Genomic DNA, 14,943 nt, shown 5'->3' with positions numbered 1-14,943 from the left:
GCGGGATGCGCCCCCGCCGTCCGCGCAGTGGTCAAACGGGCGCGGCCGCACTAGGATCGCGCGCGATTCCAACCCCGCGCCCCGGCATCCAGGCCGACAGGGGCGCGCCGCAACCCGTCAGGTGCCCGGTGGACCTCACCCCTTCCGATCTCGCCCCCGCCAACGTCCTCGATGACGCGACCATCCCGGAACTGCCCAAGCACTACCGGGGGAAGGTGCGCGACAACTACGACCTGGCGGACGGCCGGCGCATCATCATCGCGTCCGACCGGCTCAGCGCCTTCGACCGCATCCTGACGGCGGTGCCGCACAAGGGCGCCGTGCTGACCCAGACGGCGCGCTATTGGTTCGAGGCCACCCGCGACCTGTGCCCCAACCATGTGATCGACTATCCCGATCCCAACGTGGTGGTGGCCAAGCGCCTGGACATCCTGCCGGTCGAGGTGGTGGTGCGCGACTATCTGGCCGGCACCACCAGCACCTCCATCCTGTCCATGTACAAAAAGGGGGAGCGCACGATGTACGGCGTGACCCTGCCGGACGGCTTGGCGCCCAACCAGAAGCTGCCCGAAACCATCATCACCCCCACCAGCAAGGCCTTCGACGGCGGCCATGACGAGCCGCTGACCCCGGCGGAGATCGTGGAGCGCAAGCTGCTGACCGCCGCCCAGTGGGAAGAGCTGTCGGCCAAGGCGCTGGCCCTGTTCGCCCGCGGTCGCGAGCTGGCGGCCAAGCGCGGCCTGATCCTGGTGGACACGAAGTATGAGTTCGGCCTGGACCAGGACGGCAACATCATCCTGGCCGACGAGATCCACACGCCGGACAGCAGCCGCTACTGGTTCGCCGAAACCTACCCCACCAAATTCGAGGCGGGGGAGCGGCCGGAGAGCTTCGATAAGGACTTCGTGCGCAGCTGGGTGGTGGCGCGCTGCGACCCCTACACCGACGACGTGCCGGAGATCCCGGGCGACGTGGTGCTGCAGGCGGCGGCCATCTACATCCAGGCCTATGAGATGATCACGGGCGAGACCTATGTGCCCGCCCGCGATCCGGACGGCGTGTTGGCCCGCATTCGCCGCAACCTTTCCCGATACTTCTAAGCCGGAACCGCTGCCATCATGACCGCGACCGCCAAAATCCTGCTGCTGGGCTCGGGCGAGCTGGGCCGGGAGTTCGTCATCTCCGCCAAGCGCTACGGCGCCCATGTCGTGGCCTGCGACGCCTATGCCGGCGCGCCGGCCATGCAGCTGGCCGACGAGTCCGAGGTGTTCTCCATGCTGGACGGGGAGGCGCTGAAGGCCGCCATCCTGCGCCACAAGCCGGACTATATCGTGCCGGAGGTGGAGGCCATCCGCACCGAGGTGCTGCAGGAGATGGAGGCCGCCGGCCACACCGTGGTCCCCAGCGCCCGCGCCACCTACATGACCATGAACCGCGACCGCATCCGTGAGGTGGCGGCCACGGAACTGGGCCTGCGCACCTCGCGCTACCGCTATGCCGAGAGCCTGGACGAGGTGAAGGCGGGGGCGGCGCACACCGGCCTGCCCTGCGTGATCAAGCCGGTCATGTCCTCGTCCGGCAAGGGACAGAGCACGGTGCGCACGGCGGACGAGCTGGAGGCCGCGTGGAACTACGCCGTGGCCAACATGCGCGGCGACCGCCGCAAGGTGATCGTCGAGGAGTTCATCGCCTTCGACTATGAGATCACCCTGCTGACCGTGCGCACGCGGGACGGCGTGGTGTTCTGCGAGCCTATCGGCCATCGTCAGGAACGTGGCGACTACCAGGAATCATGGCAGCCCGTGCCCATGGACGCCAAGGCCCTGGCCGCCGCCCGCGACATGGCGGAGAAGGTGGTGGACAACCTGGGCGGCTACGGCCTGTTCGGGGTGGAGTTCTTCGTGGCCGGCGACGACGTGGTGTTCAGCGAGCTGTCGCCCCGCCCGCACGACACCGGCATGGTGACGCTGATGTCGCAGAACCTGTCGGAGTTCGACCTGCACGCCCGCGCCATCCTGGGCCTGCCCATTCCCCGCATCACCCTGCGCGGTCCCACCGCCAGCGCCGTCATCCTGGCCAGCCAGGACTCCAGCCATTTCGGCGTGGAAGGCTTGGCCGACGCCCTGGCCCTGGGCACGGCCGAGCATGACGTGGAGGTGCGCATCTTCAACAAGCCCACCACCCGGCCCTATCGCCGCATGGGCGTGGCCCTGGCCGAAGGCGCCACGGCCGACGAGGCCCGTGCCCTGGCCAAGCGGGTGGCCGACACGGTGTGGCTGAGCTACCGCGACTAAGGCCGTGAACGCCGCCGCCCTAGACCTGTTCCTGCGCGGCGGCGTGGTCAGCCTGCTGGTCCTGCTGGCCGGCCGGCTGCTGGCGGAATACCCCCGGGTGAATGCCGCCCGGCTGGGCGCCCTGTTCGCCATGGGCAGTGCTGCCTACACCCTGTGCACCCTGGCCGGCGTGCATGCCTGGGCCGGGGTTCGCGCGGCGCCACTGACGGGGCTGGCCACGGCCAACAGCTTCGTTTTCTGGCTGTTCGCCTGCAGCCTGTTCGACGACGCCTTCCGCCCCCGCGCCTGGCACGGATTGGTCTGGCTGGCGCTGGCGGCCACGGGCATCACCCAAGGCCTGGTGCTGGTGCCGGGCCACCATGCGGCGGCCCGTCCCCTGGGCCTGGTGCTGGACCTGCAGCCCCTGCTCTGGGCTGGCCTGGCCGCCTGGCAGTCCATGGCCACGGCCGCCGCCGACTTGGTGGAGCCGCGCCGCCGCCTGCGGCTGTTCATCGTGGCCGCAGCGGCCATGCATTCCATCGTCACGGCGCTGGCCACCCTGGCGGGCCCTTCCTCGACGGGGCGGGAACAGGCTGCGGGCGCCAGCGGCAACCTGCTGGACGCCGCCGGCCTGCTGACCATCGCCGGTGTCATCGCGTGGTCGCTGCTGCGCGTGGGCGGCGGTCAGGCCCTGTTCCACGATCCGTGCCCCCCTGTTCCTGCCGCGCCGCCGGCACCGGAGTCCGAGCCCGCCGCCCTCGATCCCATCTGGGTGACGGCGCTGGAGCGCGCCATGCGTCTGGACCGCGCCTATCGCCGCGACGGCCTGACCATCGGTCAACTGGCGGTGGAGCTGGGCCTGCCCGAGTATCGTCTGCGCCGGCTGATCAACCAGGGCCTGGGCCATCGCAACTTCAACGCCTTCCTCAACCACTACCGCCTGGCGGAGGCCAAGGCCGCGCTGGCCGATCCGGCACAGGCCGAGGTGCCCATCCTGACCATCGCGCTGGACGCGGGCTTCGGCTCCCTGGGTCCGTTCAACCGCGCCTTCAAGGCGGACACCGGCCTGACACCCGGCGACTATCGCCGCCAGGCCCTGGCCGAACCGTCGAAAAGTGTGGTAGCGGCTAGCCGGATTTCAAATCCGGCATGATCGCGCGGGACCGGAGCGTCAAGACTGGCGGCCTCTCCCCCAGCGTTGAGCGCCGCCCATGCCGCCCCGTCTGCTATCCGCCCTGCTGCTACCCCTGGCCCTGACCGCTTGCGACGGTGCCCGCCGCGCCGTGTCGGTGCCGGCCCATTTCACCAGCCACCAGATCTGCTCCGCCGTGTTCGTCGGCGGGTTGGACGCCGCCACCTTCTTCGCCCAGGGCGTCGCCCCGCAGATGCGGCCGGGGGGCGCCCTGACCCGCTATCAGGTCGATTACGACACCGGGACCGTCACCGTGCGGTTCGCCGGCCTGGTGAAGAGCAAGGCGGTATACGAAGGGCCGGCCGGCTGCCGCGTGCTGACGGCGGAGGATCCGCCGCCCGGGCCCCGCATCGCCCTGCCGCCGCCGACCCCGGCCCTGCTGCCGCCCATCGCCGGACCTGACGTGGTGGCGCCCGCCGATCCCACCTTGACGGCGGCGTTGGACCGGGCCTTCGCCGAGCCGGATAAGGCCCCCCACCGCTGGACCAAGGCGGTCGTCATCCTGCACGATGGAAAGGTGGTGGCGGAGCGGTATGCCCCCGGCGTGGGTGTCGACACGCCTTTGATCGGATGGTCCATGACCAAGTCGGTCACCAACGCGCTGATCGGCATCCTGGTACGGCAGGGCAAGCTGACGGTGGACCAGCGCCTGGACGTGCCGGCTTGGGACCATGATGCGCGCCGGGACATCACCGTGGACGGCCTGCTGCGCATGACCAGCGGGTTGGACTACGGCCAATCCCTGGCCGCCGACTGGACCAGCATGGCCGACCCGACCACGCAGATGGTTTATGCCCGCGCCGACATGGCGGCGATGGTGGAGGCCGCGCCAGCCAAAGCGCCGCCCGGCCAGGTCTGGACCTACAGCAACGGCAACACCCTGCTGCTGTCCCGCCTGATCAAGCAACGGACGGGCGGAAGCGGCTCGGAAGTCCTGGCCTTCGCCCACCGTGAGCTGTTCGACCCCCTGGGCATGGAGCATGCCACGCTGGAACTGGACGCCACCGGCACACCCATCGGATCCAGCCATATGTGGGCCACAGCGCGGGATTGGGCGCGCTTCGGCCAGCTGTTCCTGGATGATGGCGTGGTGGGCGGCCGGCGCGTGCTGCCCGAGGGCTGGGTGGACTATTCCGCCCGCCTGACGCCGGGGTCGGAGGATTTCGGCTATGGCGCCGGCTTCTGGACCAACCGGGCCGGCTCTGCGAACAATGGGGGCGCCGCTGCCCGGCGGGTGCGCGCCGGCATGCCGGCCGACAGCTTCATGGCCCGCGGCAACCAGGGCCAGTCCATCGTCATCATCCCCAGCGCCCGCCTGGTGATCGTCCGACTGGGCATGTCCTATCAGCCCGAGGGCGACATCCTGGCGCTGGAGCGGCTGGTGGCCGATACGGTAGCGGCCTTCAAATGAGCGCCACTTGTGCCATATGGCAGTTCATCCTATATTAACTGCCATATGGCATTAAGGAGTTCGCCATGGCCCAGGCCCTACCTGCCAGCACGCCCGATGCGGCCGTCCCCGGCGCCGTCACCCAGGCCGAGGGGGCGGCCATGCTGCGCGCCGTCTTCAACCTGTTCCGCCTGTGGGGGGTGGACGACGGCCAGGCCCGCGTGCTGCTGGGCCAGCCCAGCCCGTCCACCTTCTACCGCTGGAAGCGGGGCGACATCGGCAGCCTGCCGTCGGATCTGCTGTGGCGCCTGGGCGATCTGATGGGCATCCACAAGGCCTTGCGCTATCTGTTCATGGAGCCGGAGCGCGCCTATGCCTGGGTGGCCAAGCCCAACGCCGCCTTCCACGGCAAATCGGCGCTGCAGCGCATGCTGGCCGGCGCCCCGTCCGACCTGACCGCCGTGCGCAACTACCTGGATGCGGAGCGCGGCGGGTGGTGACGCCGCCCGACACCCCGCCCACCACCGCCCTGGACTGGCGCCCGGCCTACCGCATCGTCCGCACCATCTACCCGCCCGTCTGGCTGTTCGAGGACATCGCCGACCCGGCCGACTGGGACCTGATCGCCAGCGCGGAAGCCAAGACCAATCCCCGCGTGCGGGATGAGGTGGGCGACCTGTCGCTGGTGCCGGCGGCGCGCCGCCTGTCCGGCCCCGGGGCCAGCCTGGCCATGGGCGCCTTCACCCACACCTCCACCGACCGGCCCAGCCGCTTTTCCGACGGCGGCTTCGGCGTCTGGTACTGCGGCGACCGGTTCGAGGTGGCGCTGATGGAAACCGTCCATCACTTCAGCCGCTTCATGCGCATGACGGATGAGCCGGCGGCCGACGCCCAGTTCCGCGAGCTGACGGCCCGCGTGGCTGGCAGCCTCCACGACGTGCGCGGAGAAGCCTTCCGGGACTGCCTGGCACCGGACGATTGGGCGGCGGGCCAGGCGCTGGGCAAGCGGCTGAAGGCCCAGGGCAGCGACGGCGTGCTGTACCCCAGCGTGCGCTGGCCCCAGGGCCTGGCCGCCGCCCTGTACTACCCCGACCTGATCACCCCGCCCATCCTGCAGGCCCGCACCCTGCGCTATCATTGGGATGGCCGGGCCGCGACCCGCTACATCGTCATCGGCGAGGATGAATGGCGGGCGATGCCGGAGCCCTGAAAGGCAACGGCCGCGCCCCGGGTGGGAGCGCGGCCGTGAACCGTACCGACGGGGATCGCTGGATCAGCGCTCCACGAAGGCCTTCTCGATGACGTAGTGGCCGGGCTCGTTCGAGCTGCCTTCGCTCATGCCGGCCTCTTCGCACAGATCCTGCAGATCCTTCAGCACGCCGGGGCCGCCGCAGATCATGACGCGGTCCTGGGCCGGGTCGAACGGCTTCTCGCCGATGTCGGCGAAGAACTTGCCATTTTTGATCAGGTCGGTCAGGCGGCCTTCGGTGCGGAAGGGCTCACGCGTCACGGTCGGGTAGTAGACCAGCTTGTCGCGCAGCATCTCGCCAATGAACTCGTCATTCGGCAGGTGCTTGGTGATGTCGTCGTAGTAGGCCAGCTCAGCCACGCGGCGCACGGTGTGGGTGACCACCACCTTCTCGAAGCGCTCGTAGACGTCCGGGTCCTTCATCAGGCTCATGAACGGGGCGAGGCCGGTGCCGGAGCCCAGCATATATAGGGTGCGGCCGGGCAGCAGGTTGTCCAGCAGCAGGGTGCCGGTGGCCTTGCGGCCGTACAGCACCTCATCCCCTTCCTGGATGTGTTGCAGGCGGGAGGTCAGCGGGCCGTTCGGCACCTTGATGCTGAAGAATTCCAGGTGCTCTTCATAATTGGTGCTGGCCATGGAATAGGCGCGCATCAGCGGGCGGCCCTCAACTTCCAGGCCCACCATGGTGAATTCGCCGTTGCGGAAGCGGAAGGACGGGTCGCGGGTCAGCCGGAAGCTGAACAGGTTGTCCGTCCAATGATGGACATGGGTGACCTTGCCGGACAGAAACGCGCTCATCCTCGCTATACCCTCTTTCCTGACTCACCGGAAAACTCGCTTTAAGCCGGGGAGAATGGCGGTTCCACGCCCTTCCGCAAATGCGAAAATACACTGCCCTGGATCGCTGCGACTGCATATCTGGTCGAATAGTCCGGTATTACAAGCCAGTCTTGGAAAAAAATTCCCTTCTCCACCGCACGGTGCGGTCAACCAAAGGATGAGGGCGGGAGCGCGACGATGTACCTATCCTAAATGGCCACCCTGTTTGGACAGGGGTTGTTTGCGCTTTCTTTACGGGATGGGCCTCAGAATGCCCTTCCCGATCCTGGGGAGAGGACATGGCCGTGGACACCCACCAATCGATACCGCAGCGCGCCGACGCCGGCACGCTGATCGCCGACATCGCGACCGAGGTCGGCCGCCTGAGCGTCGACATCGCCGATGTGGTCGGCAGCATCCATCAGGTGGACAGCGCCATCGACAGCCAGGGCAAGCAGCTGGCCGGCATCCAGGCGGCGACGCGGGACATCGTCGCCAGCAATCGCGCCATCGCCGGCATGGCCCAGGCGACGCAGGCCGTGGCGGCCGGCGCGCGGCGGGACATCGACACCTCCGCCGGGGAAATCCGCCAGTCGCTGTCCGCCATCGGCGACCTGGTCGCGGCGGTGAACGCCAGCGCGGACGAGTTGGGCGGGCTGGAGGGCGCCATGGGCCGGGTGGCCCGGGTGTCCAGCGACATCAACCGCATCGCGGCCCAGACCAACCTGCTGGCCCTGAACGCCACCATCGAGGCGGCGCGCGCCGGGGAAGCCGGCAAGGGCTTCGCCGTCGTCGCCACCGAGGTGAAGGCCCTGGCCCGCCAGACGGCCGAGGCCACCGCCGAGATCGACGCCACGCTGAAGGCCCTGACCGAGCAGGTGCGCCGCCTGACGGCCCGCATGGCGGCGGGGTCGGAACAGGCGGAACGGGTGGGCCGCAGCACCGCCACCATCGGCCAGGCGGTGGAAACGGTGGGCACGGCCGTGGCCCAGGTGGAGGAGAACGCCACCGCCATCGCCGGCGCCACCGGCGATATAGCCCGGCGCTGCGACGGCTTCCAGGAGACGGTGGACGCGCTGCACCGTGACGCGGCATCGTCCGGCACGGCGCTGAAGACCGCGACCACCCATCTGGACCGCACGCTGGAGCGGGCGGAGGCCATCATGATGCTGACCGCCACCTCCGGCTACGCGACGGAGGACACGCCCTTTATCGACCGGGCGCGCGAGGTGGCGGGCCAGATATCGGCCCGCATGGAACAGGCCCTGGCGGCGGGTGAGTTGACCATGGACGACCTGTTCGACACCGACCTCAAGCCCATCGCCGGCAGCAACCCACAACAATACATGACTCGCTACATCCCCTTCCTGGACGCGGCCGTCACCCCCCTGCACGATCCCGTCCTGGCCATGGACCCGCGCATGGTCTTCTGCGCGCCCACCGACCACAACCGCCTGATCCCCTGCCATAATCCGCAGTTCCGCAAGCCACATGGACCCGACCCGGTGTGGAATGCCGCCAATGGCCGCAACCGGCGCGTCTACACCGACAAGACGGCCACCGCCGTCAGCCGCGGCACCGCCCCCTTCCTGCTGCAGACCTACCGCCGTGACATGGGCGGCGGCGTCTTCGCCCTGATGAAGGACGCCTCCGCCCCCATCTGGGTGCGCGGGCGGCTGTGGGGCGGCCTGCGGGTCTGCTACCGCGCCTGAGGTTGAGGCCAAACCTATCCCTTTTCGCCGGGCTGCAACACCAGCGTCACAAGACTGGCATACCCTGGGATTAGCATGCGGTTAAACGTGCCTGCCCGGGGGGCGGGTGGCGCGCGGCTGCGGTCCCTAAACCCAAGGGGCGCGGCATTCAGGGGGAATGAAGCGACATGGCGAAGGTCTACCGCGTTCTGTTTCTGTGCCAGTTCAACTCCGCCCGCAGCATCATGGCCGAAGCGCTGATGCGCCATTGGGCCGGCGGCCGGTTCGAAGTGTTCAGCGCCGGGTCCGACCCGCTGCCGGAGTGCAACCCCATCGCCCTGGACCTGCTGACCAAGGCCCGCATTCCCACCGAGGGCCTGCATCCCAAGTCGTGGAACGAATTCGCGGGCCCCGACGTGGCGCCCATGGACTTCATCTTCCACACCTGCGACATGAGCGCCAAGGCGGAGGCGCCCCACTGGCCCGGCCACCCGATGATCGCCCACTGGGGCTTCCCCGACCCGCAGGGGTTCAAAGGGTCGGAGGTGGAGCAGCGGGCCTTGTTCAACCTGCTGTTCGGCATGATCGAGCGCCGGGTGCGCATCTTCTGTTCCCTGCCGGAGCAGAGGCTGGCCCGCCTGACGGCCGAGGCGCTGACGGCGATGCACAGCGAAGAGGGTTGGGCGGCGGCCGGCTGAGCCGGCCCTTCCCCAGCCCTCCCGCCCCGTACCGGACGAGTCCCATGATGCCGCCCGACAGCCAGACGCCGGACATGACCTTGCCCCAGCCGCCGAACGGCACCCGCTACGGCATGGTGAACCGGCGCCTGGGCGTGCTGTTCGTCGGGCGGGTCAACGCCGGCCGCAGCATGATGGCGGAGGCGCTGCTGCGTCATCATGCCGGCCATCGATTCGACGCCCACAGCGCGGGCCTGACGCCTGTGGAGCGGCCCAACCCCTACGCCCTGGCCCGCCTGCGGGCGGAGGGCGTCGCGACCGGCGGCCTGACGCCCAAGCCGCTGGAACGCTTCATGGTGCCGGACGCCCCGCCGGTGGACATCGTCATCACGGTCAGCGAGCTGGCGGCGACGGGCATGGCCGGCGCCTGGCCGGGCCAGCCGGTGACCGCGCACTGGGCCCTGCCCGACCCGGACCCCGCCCTGTATCCGGATGCCGACGCGCCTGAGGTACTGGTGGACGCCATCTTCCAGGATTTGCGGCGGCGGATCGATGTGCTGTCCGTCCTGCCCGCCCACTGCCTGCTGGCGCTGAGCCAGTGGCAGGATGAGGACGACGACGGGCTGCGCACCGCCTGATTTCGCAAGACGGAAAAGCCCGCCAGGCGGATAATTAAGCCGCCAATGGATAAAGCATACCCAGAGCGGACGATAATTCAGCCAGGCATAGCAATCGTTGCATTTTTTCCGGAATTCGCGAAAAGCGAGTGCCGTGTTGTGACACCGCTCACTGGCAGCGGCGTGAGGCACTGCCCATAGTCCGCTGCAATAATGAGGGCCCATGGGATCGGACGGATCGGGTGCGGGGGCATCGGATCGCCGGGGACAGGCCATCGTTTAGGAAAGCGCACCGCTGCCGGCTGTAGCCGCCTGCCCCTGGGGCCTCCTCTGGGGTGAGACGGCGCGGAAGGGTTTGCCCTTCGCATCCGGTGGACAGCCATCGCCCGGTTCATGCCGTGGCGGCGCGTTGCCGCGCGTGTGCGATTTCGAGACCGACACCATCGCCCACCCGGCGGGAATCGTCCCGCCGGCACCCGGGCATTTTGCGCCGAGCGAGACCAAGACCATGGAATCCCAATCGACCGTGACCACCGTGCCGAAACCGGGTGCGCCGCCGACGGGACTGTCGCGCACCGACTACCGGGGGCAGGACGGCCGCCAGCGACCGCCGCGCATCGCCCTGTTCATGATCCTGACGGTGATCGTCCTGGCCATCATCGGCGGCCTGTTCGTGTACTTCGACCGTAGCGTTAGGCCCGTGATGATCGGCCAAATCCTGAAAAAGATGACGCCACCGCCGCCGCCGGTCGCCACCGCCGTGGCCAAGACGGAGGACGTGCCGCAGTTGCTGCCCGCCGTGGGCACGCTGCAGGCCGTCCACCAGGTCACCGTGACGCCCGAGGTGGGCGGGTCCGTGACCAAGATCCTGTTTCAGTCCGGCGCCACGGTGACCGCCGGCACGCCCCTGCTGCAGCTGAACGACAAGCCGCAGCAGGGCGACCTGGCCAACTACAAGGCCCAGGCCAAGGTGGCCGAGCTGGACCTGGCCCGCTATCGCGCCCTGGTGGCCAAGCAGGCGACCTCGCAGCAGACGGTGGACCAGCAGGCGGCCGCCCTGGACCAGGCCAACGCCAACATCGCCAAGACCAACGCCCTGATCGCCCAGCTGCTGGTGCGGGCGCCGTTCGACGGCGTGCTGGGCGTGCGCCAGGTGGATGTGGGCCAGTACGTCAAGGCCGGAGATGCCATCGTCACCCTGACCGACCTGGATGAACTGTACGCCAACTTCACCCTGGCGGAGGGCGAGCGCGGCCGCGTGGCCGTCGGCCAGACCGTGCGCGTGACCGTGGATGCCTTCCCCGGCCGCGTGTTCCAGGGGACCATCACCGCCATCGATCCCCAGATCAGCAGCGACACCCGCACCGTGAAGCTGCAGGCCACCATCCCCAACAAGGATCACGCCCTGCAGCCCGGGATGTTCAGCAACGTCACCGTCGTGCTGCCGGCCACGCCCAACCAAGTCACCCTGCCGGAAACGGCCGTCGATTATTCGCTGTACGGCAACAGCGTCTATGTTGTGCGCCCCACCGTGGACAAGGACGGCAAGCCCGTGAATGGCGAGGACGGCAAGCCTGCCCTTCACGTGGACCGCGTCTTCGTGAAGACCGGTGACCGCGCCGACGGCAAGGTCGTGGTGCTGAGCGGCGTCAACCCGGGCGACCGGGTGGTGGCCGTGGGCCAGAACAAGCTGCAGAACGGCGCGGCGCGCCCGTGAGCCTGTCGGAGCAGGGCCCCCCGCCCGCCCCGGCCCAGACGCCGCGCCCCTGATCCAGCCATAGACCCGAAATCAGGACCGGCCGCGCCCATGGCGGCGCGCGGCCGGTTCCAGGGGACACCCCGACCATGAAATTCACCGATCTATTCATCAAACGGCCGGTGCTGGCGCTGGTGGTCAGCCTGCTGATCCTGCTGCTGGGCCTGCGGTCGCTGTCGACCCTGCCCATCCGGCAGTATCCCAAGCTGTCGTCCACCACCATCAGCATCACCACCGTCTATCCCGGCGCCACGGCCGACCTGATGCAAGGGTTCATCACCACCCCCATCGAGCAGGCGGTGGCCAGCGCCGACGGCATCGACTACATGACCAGCAACTCCGTCCAGGGGCAAAGCACGGTCACGGTCTACGTCAAGCTGAACTATGACCCCAGCCAGGCCATGACCGACGTCATCGCCAAGGTGCAGCAGGTCAAATACCTGATCCCGAAAGAGGCGAACGACCCGGTCATCACCAAGTCGACGGGTGACACCACGGCGGTGATGTACCTGAGCTTCGCATCCAAGGAGCTGCCGGGCTCGGCCATCTCCGACTATCTCACCCGCGTGGTGCAGCCGCTGATCGCTACGGTCGACGGCGTCGCCTCGGCCGACATCCTGGGTGGCCAGACCTTCGCCATGCGCCTGTGGCTGGATCCGGCCCGCATGGCGGCGCGCGGCGTCTCGGCCGACGACGTGGCCAACGCCCTGCGCAACAACAACGTGCAGTCCGCCCCAGGCCAGGTGAAGGGCCTGTTCACCGTGTCCAACGTCACCGCCGACACCGACCTGACCAGCGTGGAGGATTTCCGCCGCATGGTGGTGAAGGCATCGGGCGGGGCCGTGGTGCGGCTGGAGGACGTCGCCTCCATCTCGCTGGGCGCGCAGAACACCAACAGCGCCGTCATGTTCAGCGGCCTGAACGCCGTGTTCATCGGTGTGCAGGTGACGCCCACGGGCAACCCGCTGCAGATGGTGCAGAACGTACGCGAGAAGATCCTGCCGGAGATTCAGCGCAACCTGCCGCCTGCCATCGAGATGAAGGTGGCCTATGACGCCACCAACTTCATCAACGCCTCGATCAGCGAGGTGGAACATACGCTGATCGAAGCCATCGTCATCGTCATCATCATCATCTTCCTGTTCCTCGGATCCCTGCGGTCGGTGCTGATCCCTGTGGTCACCATCCCGCTGTCGCTGATCGGGGCCTTCACCCTGATGCTGGCGGCGGGGTTCAGCCTGAACCTGCTGACCCTGCTGGCCATGGTGCTGGCCATCGGCCTGGTGGTGGACGACGCCATCGTGGTGGTGGAGAACGTCTACCGCCACCTGGAGGAGGGCAAGACGCCGGTGCAGGCGGCCCTGGTCGGCGCCCGTGAGATCGCCGGGCCCGTCATCGCCATGACCATCACCCTGGCGGCGGTCTATGCCCCCATCGGCCTGCTGGGCGGCGTCACCGGCGCCCTGTTCCGCGAATTCGCCTTCACCCTGGCGGGTGCGGTGGTCATTTCGGGTGTGGTGGCGCTGACCCTGTCACCCATGATGGCGTCGGTGCTGCTGCCCAAGGGCGGCGACCACACCGCGTTCTCGCGCTTCGTCGACCGCGCGTTCAACGGCTTGGCCAACTTCTATGAGCGGCGGCTGACCCGGGCGCTGGACTATCGTCCCGTCATCCTGCTGTTCGCCGTGGTCGTGCTGGCCAGCATCCCCTACCTGTACCTGCACGGCCGGTCGGAACTGGCCCCGGAAGAGGACCAGGGCATCCTGTTCAGCGTGTTCAAGGGCCCGCAGTACGCCAACATCGACTATACCCAGCACTATGCGCAGCAGCTGGACGCCGCCGGCGGCACCCTGCCCGAAGGACGGGAGCGCTTCCTGATCAGCGGCACCACCGGCACCAGCCAGGGCATCGCCGGCGTGCTGCTGAAGCCGTGGGGGGAGCGTGACCGGCCCATCCAGCAGTCGCTGGCGGCGCTGCAGGCGGCCTTCAACCAGGTGCCTGGCGAAAAGGCCCTGGTGTTCAACCTGCCACCCCTGCCCGGCACCACCGGCGGCCTGCCGGTGCAGATGGTGCTGAACGGCACCCAGGGCTTCCCCGCCCTCTATGAGGCGATGGACAAGATCAAGGCCGCCGCCGTCGCCAGCCACAAGTTCCTGGTGGTGGACAGCGACCTCGACTACAACACCCCCGTGGTGCGCATCCACATCGACCGGTCCAAGGCCAACGAGATGGGCGTCACCATGGCCAGCATCGGTGACACCCTGGCCCTGATGGTGGGTGAGAACTACGTCAACCGCTTCAACCTGCAGGGCCGGTCGTACGAGGTCATCCCTCAGGTGCCGCGCATCGACCGCCTGACGCCGGACAAGCTGACGCGCTTCTACGTCACCTCCGTCACCGGCGACCAGGTGCCGCTGTCCACCTTCCTGCGCCTGGAGGAGGGCACGGATCCCAACGCGCTGACCCACTACAACCAGATGAACTCCGCCACCTTCCAGGCCGTGCCCATGCCGGGCGTGTCCATGGGCGAGGCGGTGGCCTTCCTGGAAGACCAGGTGAAGCAGCTGCCGGCCGGCTATAGCCACAGCTATCTCAGCCAGACCCGGCAGTTCGTGGAGGAAGGCAACCAGCTGGCCATGACCTTCGGCTTCGCGCTGATCGTCATCTTCCTGGTGCTGGCGGCGCAGTTCGAAAGCCTGCGCGACCCGCTGGTCATCATGGTCAGCGTGCCCATGTCCATCTGCGGCGCGCTGATCCCGCTGTTCATCGGCATCACCTCGATCAACATCTACACCCAGGTGGGCCTGGTGACCCTGATCGGCCTGATCTCCAAGCACGGCATCCTGCTGGTGGAATTCGCCAACGAGATGCAGGTGAAGGAAGGTCTAGGCCGGCGGGAGGCCATCCTGCACGCCGCCCGCGTGCGCCTGCGCCCCATCCTGATGACCACCGCCGCCATGGTGGTGGGCCTGCTGCCGCTGCTGATCGCGTCGGGCGCCGGTGCCGCCAGCCGCTTCTCCATCGGCCTGGTAGTGGTGACCGGCATGTCCATCGGCACGCTGTTCACCCTGTTTGTCCTGCCGGCGGTCTATACCCTGCTGGCCAAGGATCACAAGGCGGCCGCCAGTTCGCGCCGCCTGCGGGAGATCGCCGAGGTCGCCTGACGGCGCTTCAGCGGTGCTGAGCATGGAAACGGCCGGGGGCGTCCCCGGCCGTTTTCTTTTGGAGGCGCAGCGCCCTGACCAAAGGTGAGTCCCCTTTTGCACCGGGCCACCCGCG

General features: G+C 68.4%; 12 protein-coding genes. 11 read left to right on the top strand and 1 reads right to left on the bottom strand.

Going from position 1 to position 14,943, the window contains the following annotated elements; genetic code table 11:
* Nucleotides 1-128: 128 nt before the first annotated feature.
* The 6 genes from P5F91_RS00370 to P5F91_RS00345 all read left to right on the top strand — a co-directional run bounded on the left by P5F91_RS00370 (nt 129) and on the right by P5F91_RS00345 (nt 6,065).
* On the top strand, nt 129-1,100 hold the full coding sequence (locus tag P5F91_RS00370) for a phosphoribosylaminoimidazolesuccinocarboxamide synthase (RefSeq protein ID WP_277906089.1): 972 nt from the start codon (nt 129-131) through the stop codon (nt 1,098-1,100).
* 18 nt (nt 1,101-1,118) lie between these two features.
* Nucleotides 1,119-2,294 (top strand): formate-dependent phosphoribosylglycinamide formyltransferase, encoded by a 1,176-nt coding sequence (purT, locus tag P5F91_RS00365; protein WP_277906088.1) that lies wholly within the window; start codon nt 1,119-1,121, stop codon nt 2,292-2,294.
* Between the two features lie 4 nt (nt 2,295-2,298).
* Entirely contained in the window at nt 2,299-3,426 is a 1,128-nt protein-coding gene (locus P5F91_RS00360; protein WP_277906087.1) for a helix-turn-helix domain-containing protein, read from the top strand.
* Between the two features lie 58 nt (nt 3,427-3,484).
* Nucleotides 3,485-4,876 (top strand): serine hydrolase domain-containing protein, encoded by a 1,392-nt coding sequence (locus P5F91_RS00355; protein ID WP_277906086.1) that lies wholly within the window; start codon nt 3,485-3,487, stop codon nt 4,874-4,876.
* Between the two features lie 65 nt (nt 4,877-4,941).
* Nucleotides 4,942-5,355, top strand: a complete 414-nt coding sequence (locus P5F91_RS00350; protein WP_040846483.1) for an MbcA/ParS/Xre antitoxin family protein — start codon at nt 4,942-4,944, stop codon at nt 5,353-5,355.
* The gene (locus P5F91_RS00345) at nt 5,352-6,065 is read left to right on the top strand and encodes an RES family NAD+ phosphorylase (RefSeq protein ID WP_277906085.1); all 714 of its coding nucleotides are present in this window, start codon (nt 5,352-5,354) and stop codon (nt 6,063-6,065) included. The genes P5F91_RS00350 and P5F91_RS00345 overlap by 4 nt, the downstream gene beginning before the upstream one ends.
* A 63-nt stretch (nt 6,066-6,128) precedes the next feature.
* Here P5F91_RS00345 and P5F91_RS00340 read toward each other — a convergent pair whose 3' ends face one another.
* A complete protein-coding gene (locus P5F91_RS00340) occupies nt 6,129-6,902 on the bottom strand; it encodes a ferredoxin--NADP reductase (protein ID WP_145612858.1) in 774 nt (257 codons plus the stop codon).
* A gap of 320 nt (nt 6,903-7,222) precedes the next feature.
* On the opposite strand from P5F91_RS00340, the gene P5F91_RS00335 reads away from it, so the two are divergent.
* The 5 genes from P5F91_RS00335 to P5F91_RS00315 all read left to right on the top strand — a co-directional run bounded on the left by P5F91_RS00335 (nt 7,223) and on the right by P5F91_RS00315 (nt 14,828).
* A complete protein-coding gene (locus P5F91_RS00335; RefSeq protein WP_277906084.1) occupies nt 7,223-8,635 on the top strand; it encodes a methyl-accepting chemotaxis protein in 1,413 nt (470 codons plus the stop codon).
* A gap of 167 nt (nt 8,636-8,802) precedes the next feature.
* Nucleotides 8,803-9,312 carry an arsenate reductase ArsC gene (locus P5F91_RS00330; protein WP_145612860.1) on the top strand — a complete coding sequence of 170 codons (510 nt, stop codon included), beginning with the start codon at nt 8,803-8,805 and terminating at the stop codon, nt 9,310-9,312.
* A 44-nt stretch (nt 9,313-9,356) separates the two neighbouring features.
* A complete protein-coding gene (locus P5F91_RS00325) occupies nt 9,357-9,929 on the top strand; it encodes an arsenate reductase/protein-tyrosine-phosphatase family protein (RefSeq protein ID WP_277906083.1) in 573 nt (190 codons plus the stop codon).
* A 487-nt stretch (nt 9,930-10,416) separates the two neighbouring features.
* Nucleotides 10,417-11,625, top strand: coding sequence for an efflux RND transporter periplasmic adaptor subunit (locus P5F91_RS00320; RefSeq protein WP_277906082.1), 1,209 nt, complete (start codon nt 10,417-10,419; stop codon nt 11,623-11,625).
* A 128-nt stretch (nt 11,626-11,753) separates the two neighbouring features.
* Nucleotides 11,754-14,828, top strand: coding sequence for a multidrug efflux RND transporter permease subunit (locus P5F91_RS00315; protein WP_145612863.1), 3,075 nt, complete (start codon nt 11,754-11,756; stop codon nt 14,826-14,828).
* Nucleotides 14,829-14,943: the final 115 nt, after the last annotated feature.

This window comes from Nitrospirillum amazonense (genome assembly GCF_029594735.1).
Classification (GTDB): domain Bacteria; phylum Pseudomonadota; class Alphaproteobacteria; order Azospirillales; family Azospirillaceae; genus Nitrospirillum; species Nitrospirillum amazonense.
This window is presented reverse-complemented; position numbering and strand designations above follow the sequence as displayed.

What these genes read in the sequence shown, in the direction of transcription:
- purT (WP_277906088.1), top strand. Translation starts at nt 1,119, where the DNA reads ATGACCGCGACCGCCAAAATCCTGCTGCTGGGCTCGGGCGAGCTGGGC.
- P5F91_RS00355 (WP_277906086.1), top strand. Translation starts at nt 3,485, where the DNA reads ATGCCGCCCCGTCTGCTATCCGCCCTGCTGCTACCCCTGGCCCTGACC.
- P5F91_RS00330 (WP_145612860.1), top strand. Translation starts at nt 8,803, where the DNA reads ATGGCGAAGGTCTACCGCGTTCTGTTTCTGTGCCAGTTCAACTCCGCC.
- P5F91_RS00335 (WP_277906084.1), top strand. Translation starts at nt 7,223, where the DNA reads ATGGCCGTGGACACCCACCAATCGATACCGCAGCGCGCCGACGCCGGC.
- P5F91_RS00320 (WP_277906082.1), top strand. Translation starts at nt 10,417, where the DNA reads ATGGAATCCCAATCGACCGTGACCACCGTGCCGAAACCGGGTGCGCCG.
- P5F91_RS00325 (WP_277906083.1), top strand. Translation starts at nt 9,357, where the DNA reads ATGATGCCGCCCGACAGCCAGACGCCGGACATGACCTTGCCCCAGCCG.
- P5F91_RS00350 (WP_040846483.1), top strand. Translation starts at nt 4,942, where the DNA reads ATGGCCCAGGCCCTACCTGCCAGCACGCCCGATGCGGCCGTCCCCGGC.
- P5F91_RS00315 (WP_145612863.1), top strand. Translation starts at nt 11,754, where the DNA reads ATGAAATTCACCGATCTATTCATCAAACGGCCGGTGCTGGCGCTGGTG.
- P5F91_RS00340 (WP_145612858.1), bottom strand. Translation starts at nt 6,902, where the DNA reads ATGAGCGCGTTTCTGTCCGGCAAGGTCACCCATGTCCATCATTGGACG.